The following is a 13,735-nucleotide window of genomic DNA, read 5'->3' as shown; positions in this document are numbered from 1 at the left end:
AATTATTGTTATCAAGGACATTTTGTCATTAGATAAAGAAGTTAAGAAAGGGGGAACGAACATGGCAGTTAAAATCAGATTAAAAAGAATGGGTAAAAAGAAAAAACCTTTTTATAGAATCGTTGTTGCAGATGCACGAGCACCACGTGATGGTAAGTTCATCGAAGAAATTGGATACTACAACCCTTGTGTTGACCCTGCGCTCGTAAAAGTAGATGCAGATAAAGCCAAAGCATGGTTGGCCAATGGCGCAAAACCAACGGACACCGTTAAGTATTTGTTAAAAAGAGAAAACGTAATCGAGTAGTACCAGGAGGTAAATGATGAAAGAACTTGTGGAAATTATCGCTAAAGCTCTTGTTGAACACCCCGATGCGGTATCTGTCCAGGAAGTTGAAGGCGAACAATCCATTGTTTTGGAATTAAAAGTTGCTGACGACGATATGGGCAAAGTCATTGGAAAACAGGGGCGTATCGCAAAAGCAATTCGTACCGTCATAAAAGCCGCTGCCACGAAAGAAGATAAACGTGTCATGTTGGAAATTATCCAATAAAGGCATTGGGCTGTGTATACAGCTCTTTTTTTTCGTGTCTTTTCAGGGCATAAATACAGGAGATAATAATGGAAAATAATAATCGTTTAATCATCATTGGCCGTATTCTTGGTGTTCATGGAATCAAGGGCGAAATAAAAGTACTGCCCCTTACCGACGATCCGGGGCGTTTTTATGATCTCGATGCGATCACCCTGATCCATGGCAAAACTGAAACAGACTACAAGATTACCAATTGCCGCCTCCACAAAAATAACGTACTACTGTTTCTCGAAGGCATCGCCAACCGCAACGATGCCGAGGCATTGACTGGCAGAGAGGTCGGTATCCCTAAAGAACTGGCGGTTTCTTTGGCGGAAGATGAATTTTTTATCGAAGATTTGCTGGGCTTGCCGGTTTATAATGACGGCCAGCTGTTAGGGAAAATTACCGATGTGATGCAAGCCGGAGGGGTGGATGTTTATACCATCACCGCCGGTAAGAAAGTCTACTGCGTTCCGGCGCAAAAGATCTATTTCAATGAAATCAATGTTAGCGCCGGCCGGATTGATGCCAGCATCCCGCAGGAAATATTGGATCTATGAGGTATTATTTTTTAACCTTATTCCCGGAAATATTTGAAACTTATTTTCAAAGCGGGATGATCGGTCGCGGGGTTAAAGCTGGTCTGATTGACTATACTGTGATCAATATTCGGGATTTCTCCGACAATAAGCATCATAAGGTCGACGATACTCCTTACGGGGGCGGTGCCGGAATGGTGATGGCGGCTCCGCCAATTGTTGCGGCTTTAAAAAGCATTCCCGATTTTAGCAATTATCCGGTCATTTATTTAACTCCGGGGGGCAAACCATTTGAACAAAAAGATGGGCTGAAGCTTTCGGAGTACTCGGGCATCATTTTTATCTGCGGCCATTATGAAGGCATCGATCAACGGGTTATTGACGGGTATGTCGATCTGGAATTTTCAGTGGGTGACTATGTTTTGACCGGTGGGGAATTACCGGCCCTGACGCTGGCTGATGCCATTGCCCGACATATTCCCGGCTTTCTGGGAAACTGTGACAGTTTGGCGGAAGAATCTTTTGAAAGTCATCTACTGGAGTATCCTCACTATACCAAACCCCGGGAATTCGAAGGTGAAGAAGTACCAGAAGTCCTCTTATCCGGTAATCATGCCGAGATAAATAAATGGCGTTTAAACCAGGCAGAAACACGGACGCGCTTGAAACGGCCGGATTTATTTGAAAAATACAAAAAAACACAAAAAACATAATAATATAAAAAAAACTTGCATAAAGAATAAACAAAGTGTATAATATGTCAGTATGTTATTAAGAGAGACGGTCCTCTGTACGAGATGCATGAACGTCGGAAATCGAATATTAAGGAGAAAATAATGGACATTATCAAAAAGATTCAATTAGAAAATATGAAAGCAGAGCCACCAAAGTTTAGCGTTGGTGATACTGTTAAAGTTCATGTTAAAGTAATCGAAGGTAAAAAAGAAAGAATTCAGATTTTTGAAGGCATTGTGCTTAAAAGACAAAACGGCGGTGTTGGCGAAACGTTCACCGTGCGTAAAATCTCTTCTGGTTTTGGAGTTGAACGAACCTTCCTGATCCACTCACCTAAAATTGAAAAAGTTGATGTAGTGCGTCGAGGTAAAGTGCGTCGAGCTAAACTTAACTATCTTCGTGATCGAGTTGGTAAAGCAGCAAAAGTCAAAGAAAAAAGAGCGTAATTCAGAGGCTGTCAAGCCTCTTTTTTGGTTAACTGGCGTTATAAAAATAATTAGTTGCTAGCGAGGAAGTGAAGAAATGAAAGAAGATCAGGAATCTAAAGGTAATTTGGAACTTAAAGAATGGATACAATCCGCAGTGATTGCCATTGTTCTTGCTTTTATCATAAAAATGTTTCTATTCGACTTTGTCATGGTTCAGGGAAGCTCGATGTTTCCCACCCTGGTCGAGGGTGATCGGCTGATTGTCAATAAAATCGGCTACACCATTGGCGAGCCGGACTATGGCGATATTGTGATCCTTAGTTATAGTGACAGCGTCGAGTATGTTAAACGGGTGATTGGAAAAGGCGGAGATACCATTGAAATAAAGGATATGGTTGTTTACCGGAACGGCGAGCCTTTATCTGAAGATTATATCAACACGGATACTTACGAAGATTTTTCAAAAGTCACCGTTCCATCCGGCACTTATTTTGTCATGGGCGATAATCGGGCTAATAGTTCGGACAGCCGTTATTCGAGTCTGGGATTTGTGGAAAGGGATGCGATTGACGGGAAAGTCATCTTCAGAATTTGGCCCCTTTCGGAAATTGGCCTGGTATAAAAATGTCAGCAGAAAAAATTGAATACATCCAATGGTATCCGGGTCATATGGCCAAAGCCAACCGTGAAATAAAAGAAAAGCTCAAGCTCATCAATGTGGTGGTCGAGGTGGTCGATGCCAGGCTGCCGTTATCAAGTAAGAATCCCGAGATTAACCAGTACACCTGGAACAAGCAGCACATCTTGCTGCTGAATAAGTCGGATTTAGCCGATCCAGAAGTGAGTCTTGAATGGATGGACTGGTTTAAGAAAAATACCGATATTGAGAAAATCGTGCTATTTGACGCCTTTGACCGACGAATGAAAACCGACCTGGTCAGAACCATTCATGAGTTGAATATTAAAGAAAAAGCGCAGGTAAAATGCCTGGTTTGCGGAATTCCCAATGTGGGGAAATCAACGGTTATCAATAGCCTGATTGGCAAAAGGAAAACCCAGATTGGCAATAAGCCAGGGGTCACAAAGGGCCAGCAATGGCTTAGCACCCCAGATCATCTGATGCTGCTGGATACCCCAGGAATATTATGGCCAAAATTTGAAGACCCACTGGTCGGGCTCCATTTAGCCTGGTTAGGCTCCATCAAAGATACCATTTATGAAAAAGAAAATATTGCGGCAGATTTGCTTAAATACCTGTTGATGTATTATCCCGATGAATTGGAAGCGATTTATAAAATCGAGGTTGCGGGAAAAAATCTTCCCGAGATCTTTGATGCCATCGCTAAAAGCCGGGGATTACTTATTAAAGGCGGCGAATATGACTATGCCCGAACCAGTGTGTTGATTCTCAATGATTTTAAAAATGGTCGGATTGGCCGCATTACGTTGGAACGACCGGAATAGCAGTGCTTTTTATAGGAGGTAATGATGATTTTATTTGCAGATATGACCGTCACCGGCATCAAAGAATATATTTCGAAAAAGCAAATAGAATCATATCCTGATCTGATCCCGGTGCTAAGAGACGATCCCCGGGCAGCTGTTAAAAAAATTGGCGAAGCTTTGGAGAAGAAAGTTGCCGCCAGAGATAAAGAAGTCGATCGAATCATCAAAATGAAATCAATTGAAGCGGCATATTATCATAAAGGTATCCAAAGAATCGGCGGCATTGATGAGGTTGGCCGGGGGCCGTTGGCTGGACCAGTGGTCACCTGTGTCATTATTTTAAAACCGGAATCCAACCGCTTATATGTCAATGATTCAAAAAAGGTATCCAAAAAAATCCGCGAAAGTTTATGCGAACAGTTGCTTGAAGACGCTTTGGATTATGCTATCGGCCAGGTCGAGAATGATGTGATTGACGATTTGAATATTCTCAATGCCACCAAAAAAGCCATGACGGATTCCTTAGCCACGCTATCAGTTAAACCCGAGTTGTTGCTGATCGATGCTCTGCATATTAATTCTGAAATCCCCCAAAAAGCGATTATTCATGGCGATGCCACCAGTTACGCCATTGCGGCGGCAAGTATTGTTGCCAAGGTTTATCGGGATAATTTAATGCAGATTTATCACGAGGAGTATCCGGAGTATGGTTTCGATCACAATATGGGTTACGGTACTGCCGAACATATCAAAGCCCTTCACAACTATGGACCAACGCCGATACACCGCCGTAGTTTCATTAAGAATTTAGGCTTATAATGAAAACGCATAATGTAAAAAAAGGGAATGCCGGAGAAGCATTGGCGGTAGCATTTTTAAAAAATGCCGATCATCAGATTCGTGATCGGAATTATAAAAAACCTTCTGGTGAAATTGATCTCATTACTCAAGATGGTGACACCCTGGTTTTCATCGAAGTGAAGTATCGAAAGAATCTGGACTACGGATATCCGCGGGAAGCAGTGAACCGGACAAAACAAAAACGAATTGCCAAAACAGCACTCTGGTATTTAAAAGAAAACCTGCTAGATGATGTTAGTGTTCGTTTTGATGTTATCGAAATATATTATTGTTCCGACGGAGAGCAAGTGATCAACCATTTCGAAAATGCGTTTTCGTTTTAATCAAAATTTCATTCAACCAGAAAAAACAGGATTGAAGTCAGAAAATCTGACAACAGTCCTGTCTTTTTTTTGTGAAAATACTATTGGCCGTCATCCACCGAGATCAGAAAAACCTTTTCAGAATAGGTACCTTTATTTTCTTTATTCTGAATTTTTAAATAATCAATATGAAGTGGCTCATACTCAAAGGTTTCCACAATTGCATCTAACAATTCGTAGATATCCGAAAGTTCATCTTCCGAGGGTCTTTTCAAAAATATTTGAGCCTTTTCAAGAAGCTTGTCTTTTAATGCATCTCGAACTTCTGATTCACCTAAGATTTTGTACTCACAGGTACGTCCGCTGTCTTTAATGATTTCGGGAATTTTATCCCGGACAATTTTGTTGTACTCAACTTTCATAATCTATCACCTCAAGCATATTATACCCAATGGTTCCAGTTAAAAACAAGAGGGATAATTTATTTTTAAGAAATAACCTGACTGATTTCGATTTGACGATATGATATGATAAAAGGATAAGATAATTGAAACGAGTGCCACAAATTTTATGGGCAGAGAAGTAGCCTAAAGTCCGTCTCTGCGTTTTTGTGGGAATTTTGGGTATGTATCTCTTAATTGATTGCGGTAGTCATTTTGATTAAAGATCAAAACAAGCTACTCACCAATAAAAATAAAACTAGCGCTTGTGTTTTTGCGAAATAAATACTATTATAATTAGAATAGTTCTAATTTAAGACGAGGATCAAACAGATGATTTTAGAACTACTATAATCCTATCTAGATAGCCGCAAAGTTTTGGTAAATGTCGGAAGGAAGGTTTAAGTATGGGTAAGCTAATGATATCAGTGTTAATATTGGCAGTGATCAGTGTAAGTGTTTTTGCTTTTAACTTTATAAGTCCCGGAAAATTGGACTCAACAGAAAAGCTTTCTACAAATCCAAATCAAATAAAAGACGTTCTAGTACCAACTGATAGAAAAATAAATGCAAAAGATTACGGAGCAAAAGGAGACGGATTATCTGATGACACAACGGCCTTACAAAATGCAATTGATGACTCAAGTAAAGAAAACGCACTGTTAGTGATCCCAGAATCGGATGAGCCGTATCTTATCACGAAACAATTAATAATAAATAAAGATACGCATATCAGCGGCTATGGAGCAATATTATTTATGGCTCCTGAAGAAGACACAATCAGAAATATACTTTGGTCAAATCCCGATGACACCATTTCAAATGTTTCAATTGAAGGGCTGACGTTAAAATCAGAGAATACAATTGCAGGTGTTGATTATTATGAAAATAGTATGGTCAGCAATGTTCAGGGAATATACTTTCAAGGTGTCGAGACAATAAAAATTAATGATGTTTTGATGGATAATGTCTATGTTGGCTTGAAAATATCCCAAGCTGGTAATCTGAAAAATAAGGATATCAAAGTAAGTAATTTAAAAATAAACCATTCTGGGATGCCAATACAGATTTCTGGTACCAATGGCTTTAGTATGGTTGACAGTGTCCTGAATTCAAATGAAGGAGGAACGAAATGGTTGCATTCCGCATATCTGAGAGGTGACAACAGTAATTTTTATTTTAAAAATGTTGAGTTCAATAATGCGTCTGGAGGAGGAATAGCAATTGCTGGAAATCCACAGTATAATAATCCGCCTGAAAACATGGTGTTTAAAGACTGCCGCATCAAAGATAGCGTTGTCGGCGTTCATATCAATAGTGGCGCCAAAAACATAACAATATCTGGCTTGGTTATTGAAGGGAGCAGCTTGGGGTTTAAAATTAACGAAGCATCTGAACTAAACATTGATGGGGTGAGCATCAGCGGATCAAAATCAAATGAGATTGACCATGGCGGTTTTAGCATTGAAAATGTCAGGCAATCGGCAATTTCAAATGTTACAATTGATGCCAGCGATATAACAGAATCCCTGTGTTTGTTGATAGGAAATATTGAAGATCTGAGATTATCTTCATTTGAAGATAATAATGTTAAAAATATTCCCTTATACAGCGTAAACAGCACCGCAAAAATAAAGAATCTGAGTATTGAATAATTTCATTAAGGAATAGAAAAATTATAAAAGAGGATCAGATAATGGCATCTTAGAAATAGTATCACACCAATTAGCGATGTTTTAGGAGGACGACAACAATGGCAGAGAAAATCTATCTGGCATCACCGCACATGAGTGATGAAGGATTTGAAATGGAATATATCAAAGAAGCATTTGCCACCAATTGGATCGCACCGCTGGGGCCGAACGTTAATGAATTTGAAAAGGAATTTGCGTCAAAAGTTGGAGTTAAACATGCAGCGGCTGTGAATACCGGGACAGCAGCGATTCATCTGGCATTGAGAGCGGTTGGTGTTGGGGAAGGCGACATTGTCTTTTGTCCATCTCTCACATTTTCAGCAACCGTAAATCCGATTATTTATGAAAAGGCGGTTCCAGTATTTATCGATAGTGACGAAGAAACCTGGAACATGTGTCCGATTGCCTTGGAAGAAGCTTTTCAGAAATATCCCAATGCAAAAGCGGTGATTGTAGTTCATCTTTACGGACTATCAGCTGATTTGGATAAAATCATGGAAATCTGCAATCGCCATGGTGTCGTGGTTATTGAGGATGCGGCTGAATCTCTGGGAACCCTATACAAAGGCAGACAAACGGGAACTTTCGGAGAATATGGGGTCTTTAGTTTTAATGGAAATAAGATTATAACCACTTCTGGTGGTGGTATGTTGGTTTCAGACAATCAAGACAAAATTGAAAAAGTGCGATTCTGGTCGACCCAATCAAGAGATCCGGCCAGGCACTACCAGCACAGTGAGTTAGGTTTCAATTACCGGATGAGCAATGTTTCAGCTGGTATTGGCCGAGGGCAGTTAAAAATACTGGATCAAAGAGTTGCGAAGAAGAAAAGTATCTTTGAGTTTTACAAAAGAGAATTAGGTCAATTGTCAGGAATCCAGTTTATGCCGGTCAATCATTGGAATGAGCCAAATTATTGGTTGAGCTGTATAACCTTAGATGGCTCAATAAAACCGCTGGTTATAATGGATGCTCTGGAAGAAGAAAACATTGAGTCCCGACCGATCTGGAAACCGATGCATCAGCAACCATTTTTTAATTGGTGTGATTATATTGGCGGAACTGTATCGGAAAAGCTGTTTAAGTCAGGTGTTTGTTTGCCCTCTGATACGAAGATGACAGACGCAGATCAGAAACGAATCTGTCAGATTATTAAAGGATTGTTCAGTGATGATGTATAAAAGATTTATAAAGAGACCGATGGATTTTTGTTTATCGTTGATAGCAATCATTGTCCTCTCACCAGTATATTTTGTTTTAGTTTTGATGATCAGAAAAAAATTGGGTCGTCCGGTATTATTTAAACAACAAAGACCGGGCTTGAATGAAAATATATTTACCTTGTATAAGTTTAGAACCATGACCGATCAGCGGGATGAAAAAGGAGAACTATTGCCAGATGATAAACGACTGACCAAGTTTGGTAATTTTCTAAGATCCACCAGTCTGGATGAGCTGCCGGAACTTGTAAATGTGGTTAAAGGCGATATGGCTGTTATTGGGCCGAGACCATTACTGGTGCAATACTTGCCCCTTTACAATGAAAAACAAAAAAGACGACATGAGGTCAAGCCTGGGTTGTCCGGCTTGGCTCAGGTAAATGGACGGAATGCCATTAGCTGGGAAGCGAAATTCGACCTTGATATCGAGTATGTAGACGCAATCAGTTTTGTGGGGGATTGGAAGATTATCCTATTAACGTTAAAAAAGGTCTTCAAACGAGAGGGAATTAATGCGAATGCATCGACAACAATGGAGTTATTTCAGGGAACAAGAGTTGACGATTAAGAAAAATAGCAAATTAAGAAGACGCTAAAAATTTCACGATACTAATCGAAAGGGGACATGGCATTGTGAAGAAAAAATTATTGATCATCGGAGCAAGTGGACACGGAAAAGTTGTCATTGATATTGCAATTAAAATGAATAAGTGGAAAAATATCGCATTTCTCGATGATGATCCATTAATTACTGAGTGTATGGGATTTAGTGTTGTAGGAAAAACAGAGGATGCCTTTAAATTTGCAAATGAAGCAGATATTTTTGTCGCTGTTGGAAACAATGAAATTAGAGAGAATGTTCAAAATAATCTCGAGTCAGCTGGGATAAAGCCACCACTCTTAATCCATCCTTCAGCGATTGTTGGGTCAGCGGTGGAAGTTGGTATCGGAACGGTGATTATGGCCGGTGTCGTAATCAACAGCGACACTCGAATTGGCAAAGGCTGTATTATCAATACTGCGGCAACAGTAGATCACGATAATCGCCTTGCAGACTTTGTTCATGTATCACCCGGGGCGCATCTGGCCGGGATGGTGGAGGTTGGTAAAAAAACCTGGGTTGGAATTGGCGGGATCGTCAGCAACAATTTGACCATTACCGGAAATTGTAAAATTGGTGCCGGGGCGGTCGTGGTAAACGACATAACCGAATCGGGAACCTATGTGGGAGTTCCGGCAAGGAGTATCCGGTGATGAAAAAAACGGTCTGGATTTGGAACCACTATGCCACAAGTATGTATAAGGATCGTGCTGGCCGACATTACTCTTTTGCCGAAAATCTACTCAAAAGAGGTTATAACCCCATCATTTTCTGCGCCTCAACCAATCATTTTTCAAATGAAAACATTGAAATCATGAATAAAAAATATTTAGTCGATACAATCGATGAGATCACGTTTGTGATTGTAAAAACCCCTGATTACGTTGGAAATGCTAAAAAAAGACTGTATAATATGCTGACTTTTTATAAAAATCTGTTCCCGGTTGCGAAAGAATACGCCCAAATAAATGGGAAACCGGATCTAATCCTGGCGTCAAGTGTTCATCCCCTCACACTGATTGCTGGCATTCAGATGGCAAAAAAGTTTAAAGTTCCATGTATTTGTGAAGTGCGGGATCTCTGGCCAGAAAGTATTGTTACCTATGGTGGTTTAAAGCGAACCAGTTTTATTGCAAAAATCCTTTATTGCGGTGAAAGATGGATTTATGAAAGAGCTGACAAACTTATCTTTACCATGGAAGGTGGCTCGGATTACATCATTGAACAAGGGTGGAACAAACAGCAGGGTGGTTCGATTGATCTCCAAAAAGTTCATCATATTAATAATGGTGTTGATCTGGATGCTTTTAAGGAAAATGAAAAGGTTTATAAATTTGAAGATCTGGATTTAGACAATGAAAAAACCTTTAAAGTGATCTATACCGGATCAATTCGACTTGTAAATAACGTCAAAACCATTGTTAATGCAGCTCAAGTAGTCAAAAAAGATTCGCCCAATGCGATCATCTTCCTGATTTATGGAGATGGCAGTGATCGAAAAAATCTGGAAGACTTCTGTAAAGAGAATAATATTAATAACGTTGTGTTTAAAGGCTATGTCAATAAAAATAGAATTCCTTATGTCTTAAGCAAGTCAAATCTCAATATCATCCACTTTGAGGACAATCAGATAAAAAAATATGGGGCAAGCCTCAATAAAATGTTTGAGTATTTTGCCAGTGGAAAACCGACGGTTTCTGACTGTCAGTTTGGTTATGATCTCATAAAAAGGTACAATTGCGGAATGGTAGTTGATCACGCTGATCCAGAACAATTAGCCAAAACTATTATCGAGTTCAGTAATATGCCCAAAAATCAATATGAACAATACTGTAGAAATGCCATAATGGCTGCAAATGATTATGATTATCAACGATTAACAGATAAACTTATCGAATTAATTTAAAGGGAGTTATAAAAATGACGATCAAAGACAAATTAATTTCTAAAACAGCAATATTAGGTGTGGTCGGTCTTGGTTATGTAGGGCTTCCACTGGCAGTGGAGAAAGCGAAAGCGGGTTTTACAACCATTGGCTTTGATGTGCAAAAAGAAAAAGTTGACATGGTAAATGCCGGCATCAATTATATTGGGGATGTGGTGAATGAAGATCTTGAAAAAATTGTGAAGTCGGGTCGGCTTTCAGCGACAACGGATTTCTCCAAGGTAGCCACCGCCGATTGCGTCTGCATTTGCGTGCCAACCCCCCTCGATGAGCATCAACAGCCAGATATTAGTTATGTCAAGTCTTCAGCAGAGAGTATTGTTCCATACATGCACAAAGAAATGTTGATCGTCCTTGAATCGACCACCTATCCCGGAACGACCGAAGAACTGCTTAAACCAATTTTCGAGTCGTCCGGATTAAAATGCGGTGAAGATTTCTATCTTGCCTTTTCACCTGAACGGGTTGATCCCGGAAACCTGATTTACAAAACGAAAAACACCCCAAAGGTGACCGGTGGCATCACCCCTCAGTGTACAGAAGTGGCAGCGGCAATGTATGAGAGTATTTTACAAGCCCCCATTTATCGGGTTTCATCACCGGCCGTAGCAGAAATGGAAAAGATACTTGAAAACACGTATCGAAATATTAATATTGGTCTGGTGAATGAGCTGGCTATGCTGTGCCACAAAATGGGAATCAGTATCTGGGAGGTCATTGATGCCGCCAAATCAAAACCCTATGGATTTCAGGCTTTTTATCCGGGACCAGGTGTCGGCGGCCATTGTATTCCACTGGATCCTTACTATCTTTCCTGGAAAGCTCGTGAATACGGGTTTCACACATCAATGATTGAATCGTCAATGATGGTTAACGACCGGATGCCCGAGTATTGCGCTGAACGAGCCAGTAAAATTTTAAATCACCATAACAAAACTCTAAAAGACTCGAAAATTCTTTTTCTTGGCGTCGCATATAAGCAGGATATTGGAGATTATCGGGAAAGTCCGGCAATAAAATTAATGGACGAAATCGAAAAAGAAGGTGCCTATGTCGTTTATTATGATTCATTTGTACCAGAATTTCAGGAACATGGAAAAATACGCAAAGGCGAGCTGGAACTAACCAGCGAACTCATCGAGTCGGCTGACCTGGTCATTGTCACCACCGCTCATACAAATATTGATTATAGTACTATCCAAAAACATGCTAAACTTATTTTTGATACAAAAAATGCCATGAAAAACATTGAAGATAGAGAAAATATTGAACTGCTTTAAGGAGGTGTCACCTTGGGTTTAAAATATGCATTAATCGGATGCGGAAAAATATCGGCCAATCATATTGCTGCCGCCCGGGCCAATGATCTTGATATTGTCGCGTTATGTGATGTCTATCCGGATAGTATGAATACACTGATCACAAAATTTGACTTGCCGGAAACAATCCATCAGTATACCGATCATCAAGCGTTAATACAAAATGAAAAGCTGGATCTGGCAGCGATCTGTACGGAAAATGGCAAGCATGGATCGATCGCGCTGGATTTTATTGAGGCTGGCTGCAATTTGATCATTGAAAAACCAATTGCCCTATCGCTTGAAGAAGCAGATGAAATCATCAAGCGATCTAAAGAAAAAAATGTCAAAGTCAGCGCCTGTCACCAGAACCGTTTTAATCAGTCAGTCATTAAAATTAGAGAAGCCCTGGATCAAAAACGTTTTGGGAAACTATTTTACGGGACCGCCCATATCCGCTGGAACCGCGGTAGTGAATACTATGCTGGATCGAAATGGCGGGGGACCTGGGAACACGATGGTGGCGCCCTGATGAATCAATGCATTCACAACATCGATCTGCTGAGATGGATGTTGGGGGATGATATTATTGAAGTGGTGGGGATGACGGATAATCTCAATCATCCCTATATCGAAGCGGAAGACTTTGGGATCGCCCTGATCCGTTTTGCTAATGGCAGTTATGGAGTTGTTGAAGGAACGACGACAATTTACCCCGAAAATCTGGAAGAAACACTTTACTTGTTTGGCGAAAAGGGAACGGTCAAAGCAGCCGGTCAGTCGGTCAACATTATTGAAGAATGGCAATTTTCTGACACCCTGGATGACTCCGGGGAAGTTAAAGAACGGTTCAGCAAGAATCCTCCCAATGTCTATGGCTACGGACATACACCTTATTATGCCGATGTTATTGATGCGATTATAAATGACCGGGAACCATCGATCACAGCGGAAGACGGTCGCAGAGCAGTGGAACTTATTCTGGCAATCTACAAATCGGCCGCAGAAGGTCAACGGATCAAGTTGCCATTGGAAAAATGCAGTACCACAGATTTTAAAGGGAGATTTGAAAAATGAGCTATTTTGTCCATGAAAGCAGCTATATCGATAATGACGTTAAAATTGGTGAAGGAACAAAGGTCTGGCATTTTTGCCACGTACAAGAAGGAGCAAATATTGGCGAAAATTGTTCACTCGGTCAAAATGTCAATATTAGCAGTCGCGTAAAAATTGGCAATGGGGTAAAAATTCAGAACAATGTGTCGGTATATGAAGGGGTCGAACTGGAAGATTATGCTTTTTGTGGACCGTCAATGGTTTTTACAAACGACCTAACCCCACGAAGTAAATATCCCAAAGGTCCGGGTGGTTTTAAAAAGACCCTGGTGAGCTATGGGGCATCAATTGGCGCAAATGCGACCATCGTTTGTGGTAACACCATCGGCCGCTGGGCAATGATTGCTTCTGGGGCAGTGGTAACCAAAGATGTTAAAGACTATGCACTGATGGCAGGAGTGCCGGCAAAACAAATCGGCTGGGTTTGTGAATGCGGAACACCATTAAAAGAGGGACTTGCCTGTGAAGTTTGTGGAAGAACATACCGCCTGGAGAATAATCAATTAATTGAAAAGTAAACGAATAATGGGAA

At 40.5% G+C, this 13,735-nt stretch carries 18 protein-coding genes; 17 read left to right on the top strand and 1 reads right to left on the bottom strand.

Features of this window, described 5'->3' with window-relative positions:
• The first annotated feature begins 61 nt into the window (after positions 1-61).
• From rpsP to Q7J41_RS05235, 9 genes are all read left to right on the top strand, one after another.
• On the top strand, positions 62-307 hold the full coding sequence (gene rpsP, locus Q7J41_RS05275) for a 30S ribosomal protein S16 (RefSeq protein WP_304885928.1): 246 nt from the start codon (positions 62-64) through the stop codon (positions 305-307).
• 16 nt (positions 308-323) lie between these two features.
• Positions 324-554 carry a KH domain-containing protein gene (locus Q7J41_RS05270; protein WP_304886045.1) on the top strand — a complete coding sequence of 77 codons (231 nt, stop codon included), beginning with the start codon at positions 324-326 and terminating at the stop codon, positions 552-554.
• A 68-nt stretch (positions 555-622) separates the two neighbouring features.
• A complete protein-coding gene (gene rimM, locus Q7J41_RS05265; RefSeq protein WP_304885926.1) occupies positions 623-1,138 on the top strand; it encodes a ribosome maturation factor RimM in 516 nt (171 codons plus the stop codon).
• Entirely contained in the window at positions 1,135-1,830 is a 696-nt protein-coding gene (gene trmD / locus Q7J41_RS05260; RefSeq protein WP_304885924.1) for a tRNA (guanosine(37)-N1)-methyltransferase TrmD, read from the top strand. Before rimM ends, trmD begins: the two co-directional genes overlap by 4 nt.
• 120 nt (positions 1,831-1,950) lie before the next feature.
• Complete coding sequence (gene rplS, locus Q7J41_RS05255; RefSeq protein WP_370650985.1) at positions 1,951-2,298, top strand: 50S ribosomal protein L19; 348 nt, start codon at positions 1,951-1,953, stop codon at positions 2,296-2,298.
• A 76-nt stretch (positions 2,299-2,374) separates the two neighbouring features.
• Positions 2,375-2,902, top strand: a complete 528-nt coding sequence (gene lepB, locus Q7J41_RS05250) for a signal peptidase I (protein ID WP_304885918.1) — start codon at positions 2,375-2,377, stop codon at positions 2,900-2,902.
• Between the two features lie 2 nt (positions 2,903-2,904).
• Complete coding sequence (ylqF, locus tag Q7J41_RS05245; protein ID WP_304885916.1) at positions 2,905-3,744, top strand: ribosome biogenesis GTPase YlqF; 840 nt, start codon at positions 2,905-2,907, stop codon at positions 3,742-3,744.
• A 21-nt stretch (positions 3,745-3,765) separates the two neighbouring features.
• Positions 3,766-4,545: a ribonuclease HII gene (locus tag Q7J41_RS05240; protein WP_304885915.1), complete on the top strand. Its 780-nt coding sequence runs from the start codon at positions 3,766-3,768 to the stop codon at positions 4,543-4,545.
• Positions 4,545-4,910, top strand: a complete 366-nt coding sequence (locus Q7J41_RS05235) for a YraN family protein (protein ID WP_304885913.1) — start codon at positions 4,545-4,547, stop codon at positions 4,908-4,910. The genes Q7J41_RS05240 and Q7J41_RS05235 overlap by 1 nt, the downstream gene beginning before the upstream one ends.
• A gap of 80 nt (positions 4,911-4,990) precedes the next feature.
• Here the strand turns inward: Q7J41_RS05235 and Q7J41_RS05230 are convergent, their stop codons facing one another.
• Positions 4,991-5,311: a nucleoside triphosphate pyrophosphohydrolase gene (locus Q7J41_RS05230; RefSeq protein WP_304885911.1), complete on the bottom strand. Its 321-nt coding sequence runs from the start codon at positions 5,309-5,311 to the stop codon at positions 4,991-4,993.
• 425 nt (positions 5,312-5,736) lie between these two features.
• Between Q7J41_RS05230 and Q7J41_RS05225 the strand changes: the two genes are divergently transcribed.
• The 8 genes from Q7J41_RS05225 (at position 5,737) to Q7J41_RS05190 (ending at position 13,721) form a co-directional block, all read left to right on the top strand.
• A complete protein-coding gene (locus Q7J41_RS05225; protein WP_304885909.1) occupies positions 5,737-6,984 on the top strand; it encodes a glycosyl hydrolase family 28-related protein in 1,248 nt (415 codons plus the stop codon).
• A gap of 98 nt (positions 6,985-7,082) precedes the next feature.
• Positions 7,083-8,204 carry a DegT/DnrJ/EryC1/StrS aminotransferase family protein gene (locus Q7J41_RS05220; RefSeq protein ID WP_304885907.1) on the top strand — a complete coding sequence of 374 codons (1,122 nt, stop codon included), beginning with the start codon at positions 7,083-7,085 and terminating at the stop codon, positions 8,202-8,204.
• Entirely contained in the window at positions 8,197-8,811 is a 615-nt protein-coding gene (locus Q7J41_RS05215) for a sugar transferase (RefSeq protein ID WP_304886043.1), read from the top strand. The genes Q7J41_RS05220 and Q7J41_RS05215 overlap by 8 nt, the downstream gene beginning before the upstream one ends.
• 65 nt (positions 8,812-8,876) lie before the next feature.
• Complete coding sequence (locus Q7J41_RS05210) at positions 8,877-9,497, top strand: acetyltransferase (protein ID WP_304885905.1); 621 nt, start codon at positions 8,877-8,879, stop codon at positions 9,495-9,497.
• Positions 9,497-10,750 carry a glycosyltransferase family 4 protein gene (locus Q7J41_RS05205; protein WP_304886041.1) on the top strand — a complete coding sequence of 418 codons (1,254 nt, stop codon included), beginning with the start codon at positions 9,497-9,499 and terminating at the stop codon, positions 10,748-10,750. Before Q7J41_RS05210 ends, Q7J41_RS05205 begins: the two co-directional genes overlap by 1 nt.
• Before the next feature lie 14 nt (positions 10,751-10,764).
• Positions 10,765-12,069, top strand: a complete 1,305-nt coding sequence (locus tag Q7J41_RS05200) for a nucleotide sugar dehydrogenase (RefSeq protein WP_304885903.1) — start codon at positions 10,765-10,767, stop codon at positions 12,067-12,069.
• A gap of 12 nt (positions 12,070-12,081) precedes the next feature.
• Positions 12,082-13,164: a Gfo/Idh/MocA family protein gene (locus Q7J41_RS05195; protein ID WP_304885901.1), complete on the top strand. Its 1,083-nt coding sequence runs from the start codon at positions 12,082-12,084 to the stop codon at positions 13,162-13,164.
• On the top strand, positions 13,161-13,721 hold the full coding sequence (locus tag Q7J41_RS05190; RefSeq protein ID WP_304885899.1) for an N-acetyltransferase: 561 nt from the start codon (positions 13,161-13,163) through the stop codon (positions 13,719-13,721). The genes Q7J41_RS05195 and Q7J41_RS05190 overlap by 4 nt, the downstream gene beginning before the upstream one ends.
• Positions 13,722-13,735 lie beyond the last annotated feature (14 nt).

The organism is Acetobacterium sp. (genome assembly GCF_030652775.1).
Lineage (GTDB): Bacteria > Bacillota > Clostridia > Eubacteriales > Eubacteriaceae > Acetobacterium.
Note: the sequence above shows the minus strand (reverse complement) of the source record. Positions and strands in the feature narration are given on the sequence as shown.

Excerpts from the sequence above, each read along its gene's own strand:
- rimM (WP_304885926.1), top strand. The coding sequence starts at position 623 with ATGGAAAATAATAATCGTTTAATCATCATTGGCCGTATTCTTGGTGTT.
- trmD (WP_304885924.1), top strand. The coding sequence starts at position 1,135 with ATGAGGTATTATTTTTTAACCTTATTCCCGGAAATATTTGAAACTTAT.
- Q7J41_RS05225 (WP_304885909.1), top strand. The coding sequence starts at position 5,737 with ATGGGTAAGCTAATGATATCAGTGTTAATATTGGCAGTGATCAGTGTA.
- Q7J41_RS05220 (WP_304885907.1), top strand. The coding sequence starts at position 7,083 with ATGGCAGAGAAAATCTATCTGGCATCACCGCACATGAGTGATGAAGGA.
- rpsP (WP_304885928.1), top strand. The coding sequence starts at position 62 with ATGGCAGTTAAAATCAGATTAAAAAGAATGGGTAAAAAGAAAAAACCT.
- Q7J41_RS05190 (WP_304885899.1), top strand. The coding sequence starts at position 13,161 with ATGAGCTATTTTGTCCATGAAAGCAGCTATATCGATAATGACGTTAAA.
- Q7J41_RS05235 (WP_304885913.1), top strand. The coding sequence starts at position 4,545 with ATGAAAACGCATAATGTAAAAAAAGGGAATGCCGGAGAAGCATTGGCG.
- ylqF (WP_304885916.1), top strand. The coding sequence starts at position 2,905 with ATGTCAGCAGAAAAAATTGAATACATCCAATGGTATCCGGGTCATATG.
- Q7J41_RS05215 (WP_304886043.1), top strand. The coding sequence starts at position 8,197 with ATGTATAAAAGATTTATAAAGAGACCGATGGATTTTTGTTTATCGTTG.
- Q7J41_RS05230 (WP_304885911.1), bottom strand. The coding sequence starts at position 5,311 with ATGAAAGTTGAGTACAACAAAATTGTCCGGGATAAAATTCCCGAAATC.
- Q7J41_RS05205 (WP_304886041.1), top strand. The coding sequence starts at position 9,497 with ATGAAAAAAACGGTCTGGATTTGGAACCACTATGCCACAAGTATGTAT.
- Q7J41_RS05200 (WP_304885903.1), top strand. The coding sequence starts at position 10,765 with ATGACGATCAAAGACAAATTAATTTCTAAAACAGCAATATTAGGTGTG.
- Q7J41_RS05240 (WP_304885915.1), top strand. The coding sequence starts at position 3,766 with ATGATGATTTTATTTGCAGATATGACCGTCACCGGCATCAAAGAATAT.
- Q7J41_RS05270 (WP_304886045.1), top strand. The coding sequence starts at position 324 with ATGAAAGAACTTGTGGAAATTATCGCTAAAGCTCTTGTTGAACACCCC.
- lepB (WP_304885918.1), top strand. The coding sequence starts at position 2,375 with ATGAAAGAAGATCAGGAATCTAAAGGTAATTTGGAACTTAAAGAATGG.